Origin of the sequence: Nocardia sp. NPDC051911, assembly GCF_040681035.1 — a bacterium.
Classification (GTDB): Bacteria; Actinomycetota; Actinomycetes; order Mycobacteriales; family Mycobacteriaceae; genus Nocardia; species Nocardia sichangensis.
The window spans coordinates 60,419-76,396 of sequence record NZ_JBFAXY010000020.1 but is presented as its reverse complement, the minus strand read 5'-3'; the positions used below and the strand labels follow the sequence as shown (position 1 = coordinate 76,396).

Here is a 15,978-nt window from a genome sequence, read left to right as displayed (position 1 = left end):
CGGCGGCTCAGATGGTGAAGGCCAGGTGGCGGACGAGGCGCTGCCCGAGTTCGTCGTCGCCCTCGACGGTGATCTCGCTCGAATGCTCCTCGGCGCTGGTCCGACCGCCGCCGAGACGCACGAAAAGCCGAGAGTCCAAGCCGACCTCGACGGTGGCGGGTCCGTCGAACGCGTCCACGTAGTTCGCCCGGCCCGCCACCTGAATACGCAGGGTTCTGGCCAGCGGACCGGTCAGCGCGAAGGCGATCCGCGCGCCCTCCGGCGCTTCGCCCTTCTTCGCCACCACGCGCGGAATGCCGGCCGCGAACTCGTCGAAGGCCAATTCGCCGCGGGGACCGCCTTCCTCGACCCGCACCCCGAGCGCGTCGGCGATGTCGAGTTCGTGCATCCAGCAGTCGAACAACCGCACCCGCATGAACCTGCCGTAGGTCACCTGCCCGATCGGCGTGACCGTCTCCTTCTCCCATTCGGCGTCGCCCATGGCCGCGAGCGCCGCGCGCCTGCGGTCGATGACGTCGCGATAGAACGCGAGCAGGCGGGCCCCGGACAGCGGGCGCAGCCGGTCGACCCAGATCTCGTTGAGCACCGCGGTCTCGTTGCGCACGTAGGGCAGCGTGCGCACGTCGGTCTTGGCCTTGGTCGGGTCGTGCGCGGGCGGCCGGTCACCCAGCAGGAAGGATTCGGTGCCGATGATGTGGGCGACGACGTCGAACACGCTCCAGCCCGGCAGCGACGACGGGGTGCGCCAGCGATCCTCGTCCAGCGGAGCGACCAGCGCGTCGATCGCCTCCCACTGCCGTGACAGCAGGTCGATCAGCGTGGCCCGATCGAACGTCTCGGTCATCCCTCGGTTTCCTTTTCCGGGCTTGTGCCCTCGTTGTCCAATGCCGCGATCCCTTCCCGGATGGCCGCGGCGGTGGATATCGGATCGTGCGGGCGGCGCAGGAGAAAGCCCTTCGCGAATCGCAGCGTGTCGCCGTGTCTGCGCGGGATCACGTGCAGGTGGACGTGCGGGACGGTCTGGAACGCCGCCGTTCCGTCGTTGAGCACCAGATTGGCGCCGTCGGCGGCGAGGCGGCTGCGCCGGATGGCCAGGGCGAGCCGATGACCGGTCCGGAAGATCTGCGCACCGAGCTCGGCGTCGAGGTCCTCCAACTCGGCGGCGTGCCGCTTCGGTATGACCAGCGTGTGCCCGCGGGCGACCGGCCGGACATCGAGAAACGCGCACAGCGTGTCGTCCTCGTACACTTTCGCCGCCGGTGCCTCGCCTGCCACGATGCGGCAGAAGACGCAGTCGTTCACACGCTGGACCATACGGCGTACGAGCCGAGCGGAACACCCCGGATCGCCGATCGGCATGACGCATGTCACTATGCCGCTGTGGGCCGGGCGTCCCACCAGGTGCCCAACCTCGAGGTTGGTAACGAACTTCTCCGTACGGTCTTGCCGTGTTCACCTGCGGAGACCACGATCACACAGCGAAAAGGAAAAACGGTGGACGCCGCTCGGCGGTCGGCGGCTCCCTCGGTGGCGACCGAGGAACTCCGGCGTCCTAGCGCGATCCGTCCGGCGTGTGTGATGGGCATCTCAGCTAGGCTCACGGCGGGCCAGGTACAGTTGCGAAGATTTGGGCGAACTTACTCATCGGTAACATCGTCCGGTCGTCTGCCCGTTGCCTGAAGCTCAGTAAGAGAAGGAAGTCTGACAAGTGGAGACAACGCAGAGCGTAGGCGATCTGTCGCCGCGCGGCGCGCGTGTCGGTGTCGTTCGCGAATCCAACGCGGGCGAGCGACGTGTCGCTTTGGTGCCGAAAATCATTCCGAGCCTGGTGAAACAGGGTGTGGAAGTTGTCGTCGAGCCCGGGGCCGGGAAAGGCGCGCTGATTCCCGACGAAGCCTATGTGGAGGCGGGTGCGTCGATCGGCGATCCGTGGTCGGCGGATGTGGTGGTGAAGGTCGCCCCGCCCAGTGACGCCGAGGTGGGCAAGCTGTCGTCGGGGCAGACGCTGATCGGTTTCCTCGCGCCGCGCAATGCCGAGAATCAGATCGGTGCGCTGAAGTCGGCGGGGGTGCAGGCGTTCGCGGTGGAGGCGATTCCGCGGATCTCGCGTGCGCAGGTGATGGACGCGTTGTCCTCGCAGGCGAATGTGGCGGGTTACAAGGCGGTGTTGCTGGCGGCGTCGGAGTCGACGCGGTTCTTCCCCATGTTGACCACGGCGGCGGGCACGGTGAAGCCGGCGACGGTGCTGGTGCTCGGTGTGGGTGTGGCCGGTCTGCAAGCGCTGGCCACCGCGAAGCGTCTTGGCGGACGGACCACCGGTTACGACGTGCGCCCCGAGGTGGCCGATCAGGTGCGGTCGGTGGGTGCGCAGTGGCTGGATCTGGGCATCGATGCCGCCGGTGAGGGCGGGTACGCCCGTGAGCTCACCGACGAGGAGAAGGCGAAGCAGCAGCAGGCGCTCGAGGACGCGATCAAGGGCTTCGACGTGGTGATCACGACCGCGTTGGTGCCGGGCCGTCCCGCGCCCCGGTTGGTGACCGCGGCCGCGGTGGAGGGTATGAAGCCCGGCAGTGTGATCGTGGACCTGGCGGGAGAGACCGGCGGCAACTGCGAGCTGACCGAGCCGGGTGAGGTCGTGGTGAAGCACGAGGTGACCATCGCCTCGCCGTTGAATCTGCCCGCGACCATGCCCGAGCACGCTTCGGAGTTGTATTCGAAGAACATCGCGGCGTTGCTGGAGTTGATGCTGGTGGACGGCAAGCTCGCGCCCGACTTCAGCGACCAGGTGCTGGCGGATTCCTGCGTCACCCGTGAGCCGGACGCGCCCGAGGCGACGGGGGCAGCGGAGTCCGCCGAGGCAGCGGCTGTGTCGGAGCCGACCGAGGCGAAGGTGGAGAACTGATGTATACCGAACTTCTGGCGAATATCGCGATCCTGGTGTTGTCGGGGTTCGTGGGTTTCGCCGTGATCTCCAAAGTCCCGAACACGTTGCACACGCCGTTGATGTCGGGCACCAACGCTATTCACGGCATCGTGGTGCTCGGTGCGCTGGTCACCTTGGGCAACGTGCAGGATCCCTCGATCCTGACCCAGATCATCCTGTTCGTCGCGGTGGTGTTCGGAACCTTGAACGTCATCGGTGGTTTCGTGGTCACCGACCGCATGCTGGGCATGTTCAAGAGCAAGAAGCCCGCTGCTCAGAAGGCCGGTGAATGATGCATACCTTCGACAACGTGACCTATCTGGTCAACGGTCTCTACATCGTGGCGTTCTCGCTGTTCATCTACGGTCTGATGGGTTTGACCGGCCCGAAGACCGCGGTGCGCGGCAACTTGATCGCCGCGGTGGGCATGGTGATCGCGGTGATCGCGACGTTGATCTCGATCCGCCACACCAGCAACTGGATTCTGATCGTCGCCGGTCTGGTGGTCGGCGTCGTGCTGGGTGTGCCGCCGGCGAAGTACACGAAGATGACCGCGATGCCGCAGCTGGTGGCCGCGTTCAACGGTGTCGGTGGTGGCACGGTCGCGCTCATCGCGTGGTCGGAATTCATCAACTCCCAGGGTTTCTCGCATTTCGACGAGGAGCCGACGGTGCACATCGTGATCGGGTCGCTGCTCGCGGCGATCATCGGTTCGGTGTCGTTCTGGGGTTCGTTGATCGCGTTCGGCAAGTTGCAGGAGATCCTGCCCGGCCGCCCGATCGGGATCGGGAAGTTGCAGCAACCGTTGAACTTGTTGTTGCTGCTGGGTGCGGTGGCCGCGGCGGTGGTGATCGGTGTCGGCGCCACGGGTGAGGGGGTGTCGCAGCTGTGGATGATCGCGGTGCTGGTGCTCGCGGGTGTGCTGGGGTTGATGGTCGTGCTGCCGATCGGTGGCGCGGACATGCCGGTGGTGATCTCGCTGCTGAACGCGTTGACCGGTCTGTCGGCCGCCGCGGCGGGTTTGGCGTTGAACAACACCGCGATGATCGTGGCGGGCATGATCGTCGGCGCGTCGGGCACCATCCTGACCAACCTGATGGCCAAGGCGATGAACCGGTCCATTCCGGCGATCGTCGCGGGCGGCTTCGGTGGCGGCGGGACCGCGCCGGGCGCCGGTGATGGTGAGCAGAAGCAGGCCAAGGCCACCTCCGCCGCGGACGCCGCGATCCAGATGGCGTACGCCAACCAGGTGATCGTGGTCCCCGGCTACGGTATGGCGGTCGCGCAGGCGCAGCACGCGGTCAAGGAGATGGCTTCGCTGCTGGAGGCCAAGGGTGTGGAGGTCAAATACGCCATCCACCCGGTCGCCGGTCGCATGCCCGGCCACATGAACGTGCTGTTGGCCGAGGCGGAAGTGTCCTATGACGCGCTCAAGGAAATGGACGACATCAACGGCGAATTCAATCGCACCGACGTCGCCCTGGTGATCGGCGCCAACGACGTCACCAACCCGGCCGCCCGTGAGGACTCCTCGAGCCCGATCTACGGCATGCCCGTGCTCAACGTCGACCAGGCCAAGTCGGTGATCGTGCTCAAGCGCTCGATGAACTCCGGCTTCGCCGGAATCGACAACCCGCTGTTCTACGCCGACCACACCTCCATGCTGTTCGGCGACGCCAAGAAATCCGTCGGAGCAGTCACCGAAGAACTCAAGGCCTTGTAGGCCAAGCGTTTCCGCGCAGTGCCCCCTCCGCTGTGGTGTGGAGGGGGCACTGTCGTAATTCGATGGACACCGTGCCCCGCCGCCCCGGATCATTCTCGAAGTGTCCGCACGTCATGAGTCTCTTCGGTTGATCGGTCCCGGGGAGCCCTCGGCCGATCCGGCCGAGCGGCTGCCGTGGACCGTCGTAGTCGATTCCACCTACTCCATCCGCGACGCGATCGATGCCCTCGCGCTCGGTCCGTTCCTGCGCGGCGATCATCCATGCGCGCGCACCGCGCAGCTGGAACGGGTGCGACCGGACGCACCGTTGCGTCCCGCCCGCGGCCGCGTGGTGCGCACCGTACGCGACAACGACAGCGGGGCCGCGCTGGTCGTGGGCCCCGGCTGGTCGCTGCGGTCCGTGCGCTGGTCGGGCGGCTCGGCGATGGTCGAGGTCACCGCCGTCACCGACGCGCTCGCGGACGAGTTGCTCGCCGAGGCCATCCGGGACGCGGCGGCGCCGCCGGAGGTGGGCGAGACCGTCGAAATGGGCTTCTGGCACATGCACAACCACGGTCCGCAGCGGCGTGCGCGCTCGATCACGGCGCCCGAGTGGTCGACGATCCGTGGCAACTACGCGGGGCAGGTCGCCACCGCGCTGGACCGCCTGATGACGCTCACCGCCGACGACGTACGCGGCAGACTGGTGCTGCTGCACGGACCGCCCGGCACCGGCAAGACCACCGCGCTGCGCGCACTGGCACGGGCCTGGGGCGGCTGGTGCCAGCTCGACTGCGTGCTCGATCCCGAGGTGATGTTCGGCAAGCCCGGCTATCTGATGGAGGTGGCCGCCGGTGTGGACAACGCCGAGGAGGGCGTGCCCCGCTGGCGGATGCTGGTGCTGGAAGACTGCGACGAGTTGATACGCGGAGAAGCGAAGGAAGCTGCCGGGCAGGGTCTCTCGCGGTTGCTGAACCTCACCGACGGCATGCTCGGCCAGGGCAGGGACGTGCTCGTCGCCATCACCACCAACGAGGATCTGTCCCGCCTGCATCCGGCGGTGACGCGGCCGGGCCGGTGCCTGGCGCGGATCGAGATCGGGCGGCTGTCCTCCGGCGAGGCGGCGGCTTGGCTGGATCGCGAGCGGCCGGGCGCGGCCACCGCGTTTCCGGACGGCGCGAGTTTGGCCGAACTCGTCTCGGCGCGCGACGGCGAGGCACGGATCGATGCCGTCGCTGTGGACGCGGTGAACCCAGGGCTGTACCTGTGAGAACTCTGGCGAACCGAAGCCTTTGCGCCGGTTGGCGACTCGGTGCGGCGAACCGGGCGGTATCCCACACGGCGGTACGCGCACCGATCGGCTAGATTCCATGGGTTCGCCCGTCGCTTCTGTGCACACGGAATCTAGCGAGACCCGGGGAGGGGATCCATGACCACACCACCGAATCAACCGTATCCAGGCCAGCCCGGCTATCCGCAGCAGCCGCCTGCCGGTGCGCCGCAGGGCTTTCCGGGCCAGCCGGGAAATCCCGGTCAGCCGCAGGGTTATCCCCAGCCCGGCTATCCCGGTCAGCCGCAGCCGGGCTACCCGCCGCAGGGTGGTTTCCCGCCGCAGCCGGGTTACCCCGGCGGCGGGTTCCCGCCGCCCGGACCCCCGCCCCGACAGAATCGGGGCGGGAGCGGCATCGGCAAGATCCTCGGCATACTCGGCGTCGTCCTGGTGATCGGGTTGCTGATCGTGGGCGCTCGCACCGTGTTCCGCTCGGACGGCGAGAAGATCGAGATCGGTCAGTGCGCGAAGCTGTCGGGCACCACCGTCAAGGCCGAGTTCGAAACCAAGGAATGCTCCGACGCCGAAGCCAATTACGTGGTGGCGCAACGGCTCGACGGGGCGAACGCGGACTGCGCCACCAAGGATTACGCCAGCTACTACCAGACCGGCGGCGACGAGTACACGCTATGCCTGCGGCTGAACGTAAAGGAGGGCGACTGCATCGACGGCGGTTTCCTCGGCGCCAGCACCAAGGTGGCCTGCGGGTCGACGGCGGACTTCAAGATCGGCCGGATCGTGCGGGGCACCGCGGACAAGTCCGCGTGCGGAGCGAAGGCGACCGAGAACGACACCATCGTCTACCCCAAGCCCGAGCCGATCACCATGTGCCTGGTGCCGCCCAAGTAGCGGTTGGGGCTAGCTTGGAAACGATGACGAGCATCGGCGCGCGTTTGCTGCGGACCAGATGGTTCGTGCGCGCGCCGATCGCCGTGTTCCGGGCTCGGCTCGGCTTCCTGTTCGGCGGAGCCTGGACTTCGTGATCCGGTCAGCGTGGCGTGGCGACGACGCTCGCGTACGCGCAGCACAGCAGTACGGCGAGGATCGGCACGACCATCGCCGTGGTCAGCGACATCACGGCGGTGAGCCAGCCGATGACCGTGGGCCCGGCGAGCAAGCCGAGGTAGCCGACGCTGAACACCCGTGACATGTCGGTCGCGGCCGTGCGGGAGCCCAGATTCCCCGCCGCGCTGAAGATCTGCGGGATGCCCCCGGCGAGTCCGAGGCCGGTCAAGGCCCAGCCGAGCAGCGTCAGCGGAATCCACGGCGAGACGACGATCACGGCCAGGCCGATGGCCGCGAGGAGCGAGCCGTAGCGCACCACCGCGACCCCGCCGAAGACGTGGCTGACCCGGTCGGTGGCGAACCGCCCGACCGTCATCGTGGTGGAGAAGGCGCCGAAGGCCAGGGCCGCGGTAGCGGCGTCGGCGGCCAGATGGTCGCGCAGCTGCAGTGCGCTCCAGTCGGCGGCCACGCCTTCGGCCAAGAGCAGGGAAAAGGCGAGCACGGCCAGCGCGAGCACCTTTCGGCCGCGAGCGCGAGTATCGAGGGAGGTCGTGGCGGGAGCGCGCGATGATCGGTCTCGGTCGAGCCGGTCCGGCGACTGTGCGGTGGACGCCGCATCGGTCCCTGTCGGCATGACGTCGTGCCCGGACGAATCGCCCTGACGCAGCGACACCGTCGCGTCGTGTTCCAGTGGTGCGGCGCCGAATTCGGTCGCGTGGACGGACGAGGCGACGCCGGGGGACTCCGCCGTTTCCGATGCCGTCTCCCGCAGCAAACGCGGCACCAGCGTCAGGACCAGAGCGACGCAGCCCACCGCGGCGACGACCAGGGTCACCCGCACATCCCAGCCCGCCCGGAGCGCGGCGGCTCCGAGCAGGGACCCGAGCAGTCCACCGCCGGAGAACAACGCGTGGAAGGCGGCCATGATCGGACGCCGGTAGGCCCGTTCCACATGCACCGCTTGGGTGTTCATCGACACGTCCAGCGCTCCGTTGCCGAAACCGAAGCAGGCCAGCGCGAGCGCCAAGGTGAACGGCCCGGTGGCGAAGCCGGGGCCCACCACCGCGACCGACCCGAAGCACGCCGCGGCGCCGACCAATGTCCTGCTGCCGAACCGATCGGCGAGCGGACCCGCCAGTCGCATCCCGACGATGCCCGCGCCCGACATCAGCAGGATGAACATGCCCAGCGTCGATTTGGCGACCCCAGTGCGGTCGGTGACGACCGGAATGTGCACCACCCACATGGCGAGCAGGAAGCCGTTCAACGCGAAAACCGTGAATACCGCGGCACGCGCCACACGGAACTGACGATCGACCGTCGGGCTCAACACCATTTCGACGGTACCGAGAAAATCCCCACCCCGACCGGACTCGCTCGCGGAACCGGCCCAGGGCGCCGTTGACCTGGTCGTGCGGCCGTGCGGGACGCTCGACACTGCGCGTCACGTCCGCGAGCGAGTCCTTTTCACCATGTGAAACGCGTCACGATGCCGGGACATTCCGGATTCCGCTGACAGCCGTCGCCATGACGTAGTCGGCGAAATCCTTCGGGCTCCGGCCGAGCGCGCGCCGCACTACCTCGGCGGGCTCGGCGTTGCGACCGTCGAGCACCGGTGCCGAACAGGCACGCCATGGCGGCGGGTAGCCCGGAATATCCGGCGCAGTCGAGACGGAACCTGGCGCACCGGCCTGTGACCATGCGTGATCGTCTACTGTGGACGGGTGGATGCGCTCGCCAGTCTGCTCGAAGGCCCTCGCGCTCGCGGCGCGTTCCTGATGTGTTCGCTGCTGGATCCGCCGTGGTCGCTGCGTATCCAGGACGAGGCTCCGCTCACCGTGCTGTCGATGATTCGCGGCGGCGCGTGGATCGTCACCGACGAGGGCGCGCCGCGGCAGCTCGGCGCGGGGGACGTCGCGATCTTCCGTGGGCCCGCGCCGTACACGGTGGCCGACGACCCGGCGACCGAACCGCAGATCATCATTTATCCCGGTCAGGTGACGAAGACGCCGCAGGGTGAAGTCCTCTGCGAGACACTGAGCCTCGGCGTCCGGCAGTGGGGAACCGACCCGGACGGCGCGACCTTGATGGTCACCGGAACCTATGAGTCCGCGGGCGCGGCCAGCCGTCGCCTGCTGCGCGCGCTCCCGCCGGTGCTGGTTTTGCGGCGCGGCGAGTTCGACAGTCGGGTGCTCGACCTACTGGTCGACGAGGTGATCAAGGACGAGCCCGCGCAGAGCGCGGTGCTGGACCGCCTGCTGGATCTGGTGCTGATCGCCGCGTTGCGCGCCTGGTTCTCCCGCGCCGACGCGCCCGGCTGGTACCACGCCTACGGTGACCCGCTGGTCGGCAAGGCTCTGCGCCTGTTGCAGCACAATCCGGCGCACGGATGGACGGTCGCAGGCCTGGCCGAGGCGGTGGGGATGTCGCGGGCCGCGCTGGCGCGCCGGTTCACCGATCTGGTGGGTGAGCCGCCGATGGCGTTCCTCACCGAATGGCGGCTGGCGCTGGCCGCGGACCTGTTGCAGGAATCCGATGCCACCATCGAGGCCATCGCCCGTCAGGTCGGATACGGCAGCGCCTTCGCGCTGAGCACCGCGTTCAAACGGCACTTCGGGATCTCCCCGCGCGACCACCGGTTGGGCGTGACCGCCACTGAGCTATCGTCGGCCGGGTGACGCAGCAGTATCCGGTGCTCTGGCCGGTGCCGACCCGGTGGGCCGACAACGACCACTACGGGCACGTGAACAACGTGACCTACTACTCGTACTTCGACACCGCGGTCAACGCATGGTTGATGCACGCCACCGGAACCGACATCCGTGACCTGCCCGCGCTCGGCGTGGTCGCGCAGACCTCCTGCCAGTACCTCGGCTCGATCAGCTTCCCGGATCAGTTGCGGGTCGGCCTGCGCGTCTCCCGGCTCGGCCGCTCCAGCATCACCTACGACCTGGCCATCTTCCGCGAGGCCGACGGCGCGTTGGAACTGGCCGCCACCGGTGTCTTCGTGCACGTCTACGTGGACGCCGAGACCCGCAAGCCGGTCGAGATCCCGGAGGTCATCCGCACCGCCGCGGCGGAGCTCGTCACGGACTGACCGGCGGGCGCGTCACACGCGGCTGAGCAAGGTGAGCGGGTCCTCCAGGAATCCCGCGACAGTGGCCAGGAAGCGGGCGGCGAGTTCGCCGTCGACCATGCGATGGTCGAAGCTGACGCCCAGGGTGGTCACCCACCGGATCGCGATCTCGTCGCGCACCACCCACGGCCGCTTGCGAATCGAGCCGAGACACAGGATGGCGGCCTCGCCCGGATTGACCAGCGGGACTCCGGCGTCCACGCCGAAGACGCCGACGTTGGTGATGGTGAACGTGCCGCCGCGCAGCTCGGCGGGCGTCGCGCTGCCCGCGCGCGCGGTGTCGGCCAGCCAGCCGATCTCGCGGGTCAGGTCGCGCAGGCTCAGGGTCTGCGCCTCTTTGATGTTCGGTACCAGCAGCCCGCGCTCGGTGGCCACCGCGATACCCAGGTTGACGTAGTGCTTGGTGACGATTTCCTGAGCCGCTTCGTCCCAGCAGGCGTTCATGCCGGGGAAGTCGGCGAGCGCGGCGAGCGCCGCCTCGGCGACGAGCGGCAGCGGCGTCAAGGCCAGGCCCGCGAAGGATTTCGTACTGCGTAGATGATCGAGTAGTTCCATCGAGGCGGTGCAGTCCGCGGTGACGAACGTGCTGGCCTGCGGGATGGTGCGCGCGCTGGTCAGCATCGCCGCCGCGGTGCGTTTGCGGATGCCGCTGACCGGGGTGCGCTCCTCGCGGGCGGACGGGCGCGCTCCGGCGTCCGCGACGGCGGGCGCGGTGGCCGGACGCGGCTGCGAGACTGGCACCGCGCCGCGCACGTCCTCGACGGTGACCGCGCCGCCTGGGCCGGAACCCGCGATGAACCACAGGTCCAGGCCGAGTTCGCGAGCCAGTTTCCGCGCGGCGGGTGTCGCCGCCGCCCGCGGCGCGCCGAGTACGGTGCCCGGTGGCTGTTCGTGAACCTCCTCCACCAGGCTCTCCGTGCCGTCGTACCGTGCGACGGCGGGTGCCTCTGCCTGGCTGTCCGCGTGGTCGGTCCGTGAGACGGCGGGTGCCTCTGCCTGGCTGTCCGCGTGGTCGGTCCGCGAAACGCCCTGCGCCTCTGCCTGGCTGTCGGCGTCGTCGGACCGCGAAACGCCGGGCTGTGCGGGAGGACGCCGCCGAGACGTCGCCTCCGCCTCAGGGCCGTAGCCGACCAGGACCGACGTGCGCCCCGTGTCGCTCGGCGTCTCTTCCGCTCCGGCCGCCTGTATCCGAATGAGCGGCGACCCGACCGCGACGGTGTCACCCGGCCGCGCCAGCAATTCGACCACGCGGCCCGCGAACGGCGACGGTAACGAGACGACCGCCTTGGCCGTCTCCACGTCGGCGATGGCCTGGTTCAGCTCGACCGTGTCGCCCTCGGCCACCGCCCACGACACCAGTTCGGCGTCGGTCAGCCCTTCGCCGAGGTCCGGCAGCCGGAATTCCAGCACGGACGCCGGAAGATCATGGCCGACCGAGTTTTCCACGCGGCACCTCTCACTACGACGAGCCCGCCTCACGCGGCGAGGGAACGGTCGACCGCGTCGAGAATGCGGTCGGGGTCGGGCAGATGGTGCTTCTCGAGCTTAGCCGGGGGGTAGGGGATGTCGAATCCGCCGACGCGCAACACGGGCGCTTCCAGGTGATAGAAGCAGCGCTCGGTGACGCGGGCGGCGATCTCCGCGCCGAGCCCGGCGAATACCGGCGCCTCGTGCGTGACGATCAGCCGCCCGGTCTTCGCGACCGACTCCTCGACGGTGTCGAAGTCGATCGGCGAGAGGCTGCGCAGGTCGATCACCTCGAGTGCGTGTCCCTCCCGCGCGGCGATCTTCGCGGCCGTCAGCGCGGTCGCCACGGTCCCGCCGTAGGCGACGACGGTCGCGTCCGCGCCTGTCGTGCACACGCGCGCGCGATCCAGCGGCAGGCCGCCGTCGCGGTCGAGCGCGGCGAAATCGACGTCGGCCTTGTCCCAGTACCTGCGTTTGGGTTCGAAGAAGATCACCGGATCGTTCAGCGCGATCGCCGCGCGAATCATCGAGTACGCGTCGGCCGGGTTGCTCGGTGTCACGACGCGCAGCCCGGCGGTGTGCGCGAAATACGCCTCGGGTGATTCGGAGTGGTGCTCGACCGAACCGATGCCGCCGCCGAACGGGATGCGAATGGTCAACGGCGCGTTGACCTTTCCCTGGGTGCGGTAGTTGATCTTGGCCACGTGCGAGACGATCTGGTCGAACGCGGGATAGACGAATCCGTCGAACTGGATCTCGCACACCGGCCGGTAGCCGCGCAGCGCCATGCCGAAAGCCGTTCCGATGATGCCGGATTCGGCCAGCGGCGTATCGATGACGCGATTGTCGCCGAAGTCCTTCTGCAACGTGTCGGTCACCCGGAACACTCCGCCGAGGCGCCCGATGTCCTCGCCCATCAGCAAGACCTTCGGATCGTCCTCCAGCGCGCGGCGCAGGCCGGTGTTGAGCGCGGCGGCGAAGGTGGTGATCATCGCGGGACTCCTTCTCCTCGTGCGGAGGGCCCGCCGGGATCGCCGGCCAGGTACTCCGCGTACGCCCTCCGCTGTTCGGTGATCAGCGGATGCGGGGTGGTGTAGACGTGCTCGAACAGTTCGCTCGGCGCGGGATCGGGCATGTCGATGGTCGCGCGGCGCACCACTGCCGCCATCTCGTCCGACCGCTGGGCAACCCGCGTGCCGAACGCGTCGTCCCAGTGGCCCTCGCGCTCGAGCAACCTGCGGATACGGTCGATCGGATCGCGCCGCGCCCATTGCTCGGTCTCGGCGGCCGAACGGTAGCGGGTGGGATCGTCCGCCGTGGTGTGCGGACCCATCCGGTAGGTGAGCGCCTCGATGAACGACGGGCCGCCGCCGGTGCGCGCCCTGGCGATCGCCTGCCTGGTCACGGCGAGGACGGCGAGCACGTCGTTGCCGTCGACCTGCCTGCCCGGCATGCCGTAGCCGTACGCGCGGCGGGCGATCGGCGTCGCGCTCTGCACCCGCACCGGTGCGCTGATCGCCCACTGGTTGTTCTGGCAGAAGAACACCACGGGCGCGCTCCAGGTCGCGGCGAACCCGAGCGCTTCGGCCAGATCGCCCTGGCTGCTGGCGCCGTCGCCGAAGTAGGCGATGGTGGCTGTCTCCGCGCCGTCCATGTGCGCCGCGAACGCGTAGCCGGTGGCGTGCAGCCCTTGGGAGCCGACGACGATGTTGGGGTTGGTCATGTTCACCGCGTGCGGATCCCAGCAATGATGGGCGGCGCCGCGCCACAGCCGGGTGAGATCGGTGGGCGGCACGCCACGGCAGTAGGCGACCGCCGTTTCGCGGTAGCTGCAGAACACGTAGTCGTCGGGATGCAGCGCGTGCGCGGAGCCGACCTGGGCGGCCTCCTGCCCGAGCATGGGCGCCCACAGGCCGAGCTGACCTTGCCGTTGCAGCGCGGTGGCCTCGATGTCGATCCGACGGGCCACCACCATGTCCTCGTACAGCGCCCGCAGGTCGTCCGGCCCGATGTCGGCGACCAGCGCGGCGTGCTCGCGATCGAGGACGCGACGGCCGTCCGGCTGTACCAGTTGCACCGGATACTCGGATTTGCCCGGCATGAGTGATCGCCTCCTCGCCAGGTGTTCGACAGGTCGGATTGTGTCCTATCTCACAGCATCCACCCGAATGCGAACTGCGCAAGTGGTCGGCCGTCGGATGGGCAGAATGCTCAATTGCGACCCACACGGTGGTGTCATACTGCGTGGTATGACCAGAGAAACCGCCGGCGTGAGCCTGGACGCCACCGACGCCAGGCTGTTATTGGAACTGGTCGCCAATCCCCGGGCGACAGGTGTCGAGCTGGCTACTCGGCTCGGCCTGTCCCGCAACACCGTGCAGGCTCGATTGTCCCGCTGGGAGGCCGGTGGCGTGCTGGGCAGCTTCGAGCGGCGCGTCGAGCCGCGCGCGCTCGGCTATCCGCTCGCGGCGTTCGTCGCGGTCGTCGTGGACCAGCACCGGCTGGATTCGGTGGTGGACGAACTGGCCGAGGTGCCCGAGGTGACCGAGGTGTGCGGCATGACCGGACTCACCGATCTCACCGTGCGGGTGGTCGCGCAGGACGCCGACGACCTGTATCGCATCGCCGGGCAGATCCTCAAGATCCCCGGCGTCGAGCGGACGAACATGGCGCTGGTGATGCGCGAGCTGGTCGGTCCGCGTACCGCCCCATTGCTCGACCGCTTGGCGAAATCGGGCTGAATATCCTTGACCTCGAGTGCGATCGAGGTTTCAGGATGGCGGCATGACGCATGACGGAATGACCGTGATCGATACCATCCGGCTGCCGCTCGACGGGGCGAACGAGTACATCGCGCAGTGGCGCGAGCGCGCCGGTAAGGTCAGCCGGGCACCGGGCTTCCGTTCCGCCCGTATGCACCGCGCGACCTCCGCCGACGCGCCGCTGCCGTTGGTCATGGTTGCGGAGTGGGACAGCGTCGCCGCCAGGGACGCGGCGCTGCGCGACTCCGCGTTCCGCGCGTCGGCCCGAGCCGCCGGTGCCAAGGCCGAGGTCGTCGGCAGCGAGTACCGGGTCGCCGCCGAATATCGCTCCGCTGTGCACTCGGACGGACCCGGCATCACCTTCGTCAACGTCTTCGAACTGCCCGCCGAACACTTCGAGGAATTCCTGGCCCACTGGCGAACCAGGGCCGAGCTGATGAGCGCGGCCCCCGGCTTCCGCGACAATCGCCTGCACCGTGCGCTCGACCCCGCCGCGCGGTACACGGCGGTGAACGTGGCGCACTGGGACAGCGCCGCCGCGTGGCGCAGCGCGACGGAGAATCCGGCGTTTCAGCGGCGGCTCGCCGCCGCGCCCGGGTTCGCCACCGCACACCCGCAGCTCTACGAGGTGGTCGCGGACTTCCCGGCGGAAGACCGGTGATGTCCCGTTAGGGTGCGGGGATGGAGATTTCGGGCAAAGTTGCCATTGTCACGGGGGCGGGCGCGGGGATCGGGGCGGCATTGGCCGCCCGGCTCGTCGCCGCCGGTGCGCGCGTGGTACTCGCCGACCTCGACGGTGCGAGCGCGGCGCGGGTCGCGGAGTCTCTCGGGGCGGATGCCGTCGCCGTCGGCGGGGACGTGGCCGACGAGGCGGTGATCCGCGCGTTGATCGAGCGCGCCGAGGCGCAGTTCGGGCCGGTCGACCTGTACTTCGCGAACGCGGGCATCGGCGGCGGCGCGGGTCTGGACAGCACCGACGAGCAATGGGCGGCGGCGCTCGAGGTCAACGTGATGGCCCACGTCCGCGCCGCGCGGCTGCTCGTCCCCGGGTGGCTGTCCCGTGGTGGTGGTTATTTCGTCGGCACGGCGTCGGCGGCAGGGCTGCTCACCCAGCTCGGCTCGGCCCCCTACGCGGTGTCCAAGCACGCGGCCGTCGGTTTCGCGGAATGGCTGTCGGTCACCTACGGCGACCGCGGAGTGCGGGTGAGCTGCGTGTGCCCGATGGGTGTGGATACGCGGCTGCTGCGCGGCGGCCTCGTTCCGCCGGAGCACGCCGCCGAGGCGGAACTCGCGGTGAAGGCCGTCACCAGCGCGGGCGAGGTGCTGTCCCCGGAGGAGGTCGCCGAGATCGTGCTCGCCGGGGTGACCGACGAGCACTTCCTGATCCTGCCCCACCCCGAGGTGCTGAAGATGTACCGCCACAAGGGCTCCGACTACGACCGCTGGATCGACGGCATGCGGCGCTTCCAGGCCGCGCTCCAGGCCTGAGCAGCTGCCTCGCCTTCGCTCGGCCCGGTGCGGGCTGTGGACGGACTGCGTCCGGCTGCGCCTTTTGTGCAGCTGCCTCGCCTTCGCTCGGCCCGGTGCGGGCTGTGGACGGACTGCGTCCGGCTGCGCCTTTTGTGCAGCTGCCTCGCCTTCGCTCGGCCCGGC

General features: G+C 69.0%; 16 protein-coding genes and 1 pseudogene. 11 read left to right on the top strand and 6 right to left on the bottom strand.

Annotation, left to right across the window (positions count from 1 at the left end):
- Positions 1-7: 7 nt before the first annotated feature.
- Both AB0L97_RS23810 and AB0L97_RS23805 read right to left on the bottom strand, forming a co-directional pair.
- Positions 8-844 (bottom strand): maleylpyruvate isomerase family mycothiol-dependent enzyme, encoded by an 837-nt coding sequence (locus tag AB0L97_RS23810; RefSeq protein ID WP_356964585.1) that lies wholly within the window; start codon positions 842-844, stop codon positions 8-10.
- Positions 841-1,302, bottom strand: coding sequence for an HIT family protein (locus AB0L97_RS23805; RefSeq protein WP_355073595.1), 462 nt, complete (start codon positions 1,300-1,302; stop codon positions 841-843). The genes AB0L97_RS23810 and AB0L97_RS23805 overlap by 4 nt, the downstream gene beginning before the upstream one ends.
- 406 nt (positions 1,303-1,708) lie before the next feature.
- Between AB0L97_RS23805 and AB0L97_RS23800 the strand changes: the two genes are divergently transcribed.
- From AB0L97_RS23800 to AB0L97_RS23775, 6 genes and pseudogenes are all read left to right on the top strand, one after another.
- Positions 1,709-2,902: a Re/Si-specific NAD(P)(+) transhydrogenase subunit alpha gene (locus AB0L97_RS23800; protein ID WP_364433158.1), complete on the top strand. Its 1,194-nt coding sequence runs from the start codon at positions 1,709-1,711 to the stop codon at positions 2,900-2,902.
- On the top strand, positions 2,902-3,216 hold the full coding sequence (locus AB0L97_RS23795) for an NAD(P) transhydrogenase subunit alpha (RefSeq protein ID WP_063023007.1): 315 nt from the start codon (positions 2,902-2,904) through the stop codon (positions 3,214-3,216). The genes AB0L97_RS23800 and AB0L97_RS23795 overlap by 1 nt, the downstream gene beginning before the upstream one ends.
- Before the next feature lie 17 nt (positions 3,217-3,233).
- Entirely contained in the window at positions 3,234-4,646 is a 1,413-nt protein-coding gene (locus AB0L97_RS23790) for an NAD(P)(+) transhydrogenase (Re/Si-specific) subunit beta (protein WP_364433325.1), read from the top strand.
- A 100-nt stretch (positions 4,647-4,746) separates the two neighbouring features.
- On the top strand, positions 4,747-5,895 hold the full coding sequence (locus tag AB0L97_RS23785; RefSeq protein ID WP_364433154.1) for a DUF5925 domain-containing protein: 1,149 nt from the start codon (positions 4,747-4,749) through the stop codon (positions 5,893-5,895).
- 159 nt (positions 5,896-6,054) lie between these two features.
- Entirely contained in the window at positions 6,055-6,804 is a 750-nt protein-coding gene (locus AB0L97_RS23780; protein ID WP_356969366.1) for a hypothetical protein, read from the top strand.
- A 23-nt stretch (positions 6,805-6,827) separates the two neighbouring features.
- Positions 6,828-6,923: pseudogene (locus AB0L97_RS23775) on the top strand (nitroreductase family deazaflavin-dependent oxidoreductase); the annotation flags it as partial.
- Positions 6,924-6,943: 20 nt separating this feature from the next.
- On the opposite strand, the gene AB0L97_RS23770 reads toward AB0L97_RS23775, so the two are convergent.
- Entirely contained in the window at positions 6,944-8,296 is a 1,353-nt protein-coding gene (locus tag AB0L97_RS23770; RefSeq protein ID WP_364433149.1) for an MFS transporter, read from the bottom strand.
- 388 nt (positions 8,297-8,684) lie between these two features.
- On the opposite strand from AB0L97_RS23770, the gene AB0L97_RS23765 reads away from it, so the two are divergent.
- A complete protein-coding gene (locus tag AB0L97_RS23765; RefSeq protein WP_364433146.1) occupies positions 8,685-9,638 on the top strand; it encodes an AraC family transcriptional regulator in 954 nt (317 codons plus the stop codon).
- Positions 9,635-10,057: a thioesterase family protein gene (locus AB0L97_RS23760; protein ID WP_364433143.1), complete on the top strand. Its 423-nt coding sequence runs from the start codon at positions 9,635-9,637 to the stop codon at positions 10,055-10,057. The genes AB0L97_RS23765 and AB0L97_RS23760 overlap by 4 nt, the downstream gene beginning before the upstream one ends.
- Positions 10,058-10,069: 12 nt before the next feature.
- Here AB0L97_RS23760 and AB0L97_RS23755 read toward each other — a convergent pair whose 3' ends face one another.
- The 3 genes from AB0L97_RS23755 to pdhA are packed head-to-tail and all read right to left on the bottom strand — an operon-like array spanning position 10,070 to position 13,664.
- The gene (locus tag AB0L97_RS23755) at positions 10,070-11,542 is read right to left on the bottom strand and encodes a dihydrolipoamide acetyltransferase family protein (protein ID WP_364433140.1); all 1,473 of its coding nucleotides are present in this window, start codon (positions 11,540-11,542) and stop codon (positions 10,070-10,072) included.
- Between the two features lie 29 nt (positions 11,543-11,571).
- Positions 11,572-12,555 carry an alpha-ketoacid dehydrogenase subunit beta gene (locus AB0L97_RS23750; RefSeq protein WP_355073611.1) on the bottom strand — a complete coding sequence of 328 codons (984 nt, stop codon included), beginning with the start codon at positions 12,553-12,555 and terminating at the stop codon, positions 11,572-11,574.
- Positions 12,552-13,664 carry a pyruvate dehydrogenase (acetyl-transferring) E1 component subunit alpha gene (gene pdhA, locus AB0L97_RS23745; protein ID WP_356969376.1) on the bottom strand — a complete coding sequence of 371 codons (1,113 nt, stop codon included), beginning with the start codon at positions 13,662-13,664 and terminating at the stop codon, positions 12,552-12,554. The genes AB0L97_RS23750 and pdhA overlap by 4 nt, the downstream gene beginning before the upstream one ends.
- A gap of 148 nt (positions 13,665-13,812) precedes the next feature.
- On the opposite strand from pdhA, the gene AB0L97_RS23740 reads away from it, so the two are divergent.
- From AB0L97_RS23740 to AB0L97_RS23730, 3 genes are read left to right on the top strand one after another with little or no spacing between them, the layout of a single operon-like run.
- A complete protein-coding gene (locus AB0L97_RS23740) occupies positions 13,813-14,304 on the top strand; it encodes an Lrp/AsnC family transcriptional regulator (RefSeq protein ID WP_355073615.1) in 492 nt (163 codons plus the stop codon).
- Between the two features lie 43 nt (positions 14,305-14,347).
- Positions 14,348-14,986 carry an antibiotic biosynthesis monooxygenase gene (locus tag AB0L97_RS23735; RefSeq protein ID WP_364433134.1) on the top strand — a complete coding sequence of 213 codons (639 nt, stop codon included), beginning with the start codon at positions 14,348-14,350 and terminating at the stop codon, positions 14,984-14,986.
- A gap of 20 nt (positions 14,987-15,006) precedes the next feature.
- Positions 15,007-15,813, top strand: a complete 807-nt coding sequence (locus AB0L97_RS23730; protein ID WP_364433131.1) for an SDR family oxidoreductase — start codon at positions 15,007-15,009, stop codon at positions 15,811-15,813.
- Positions 15,814-15,978: the final 165 nt, after the last annotated feature.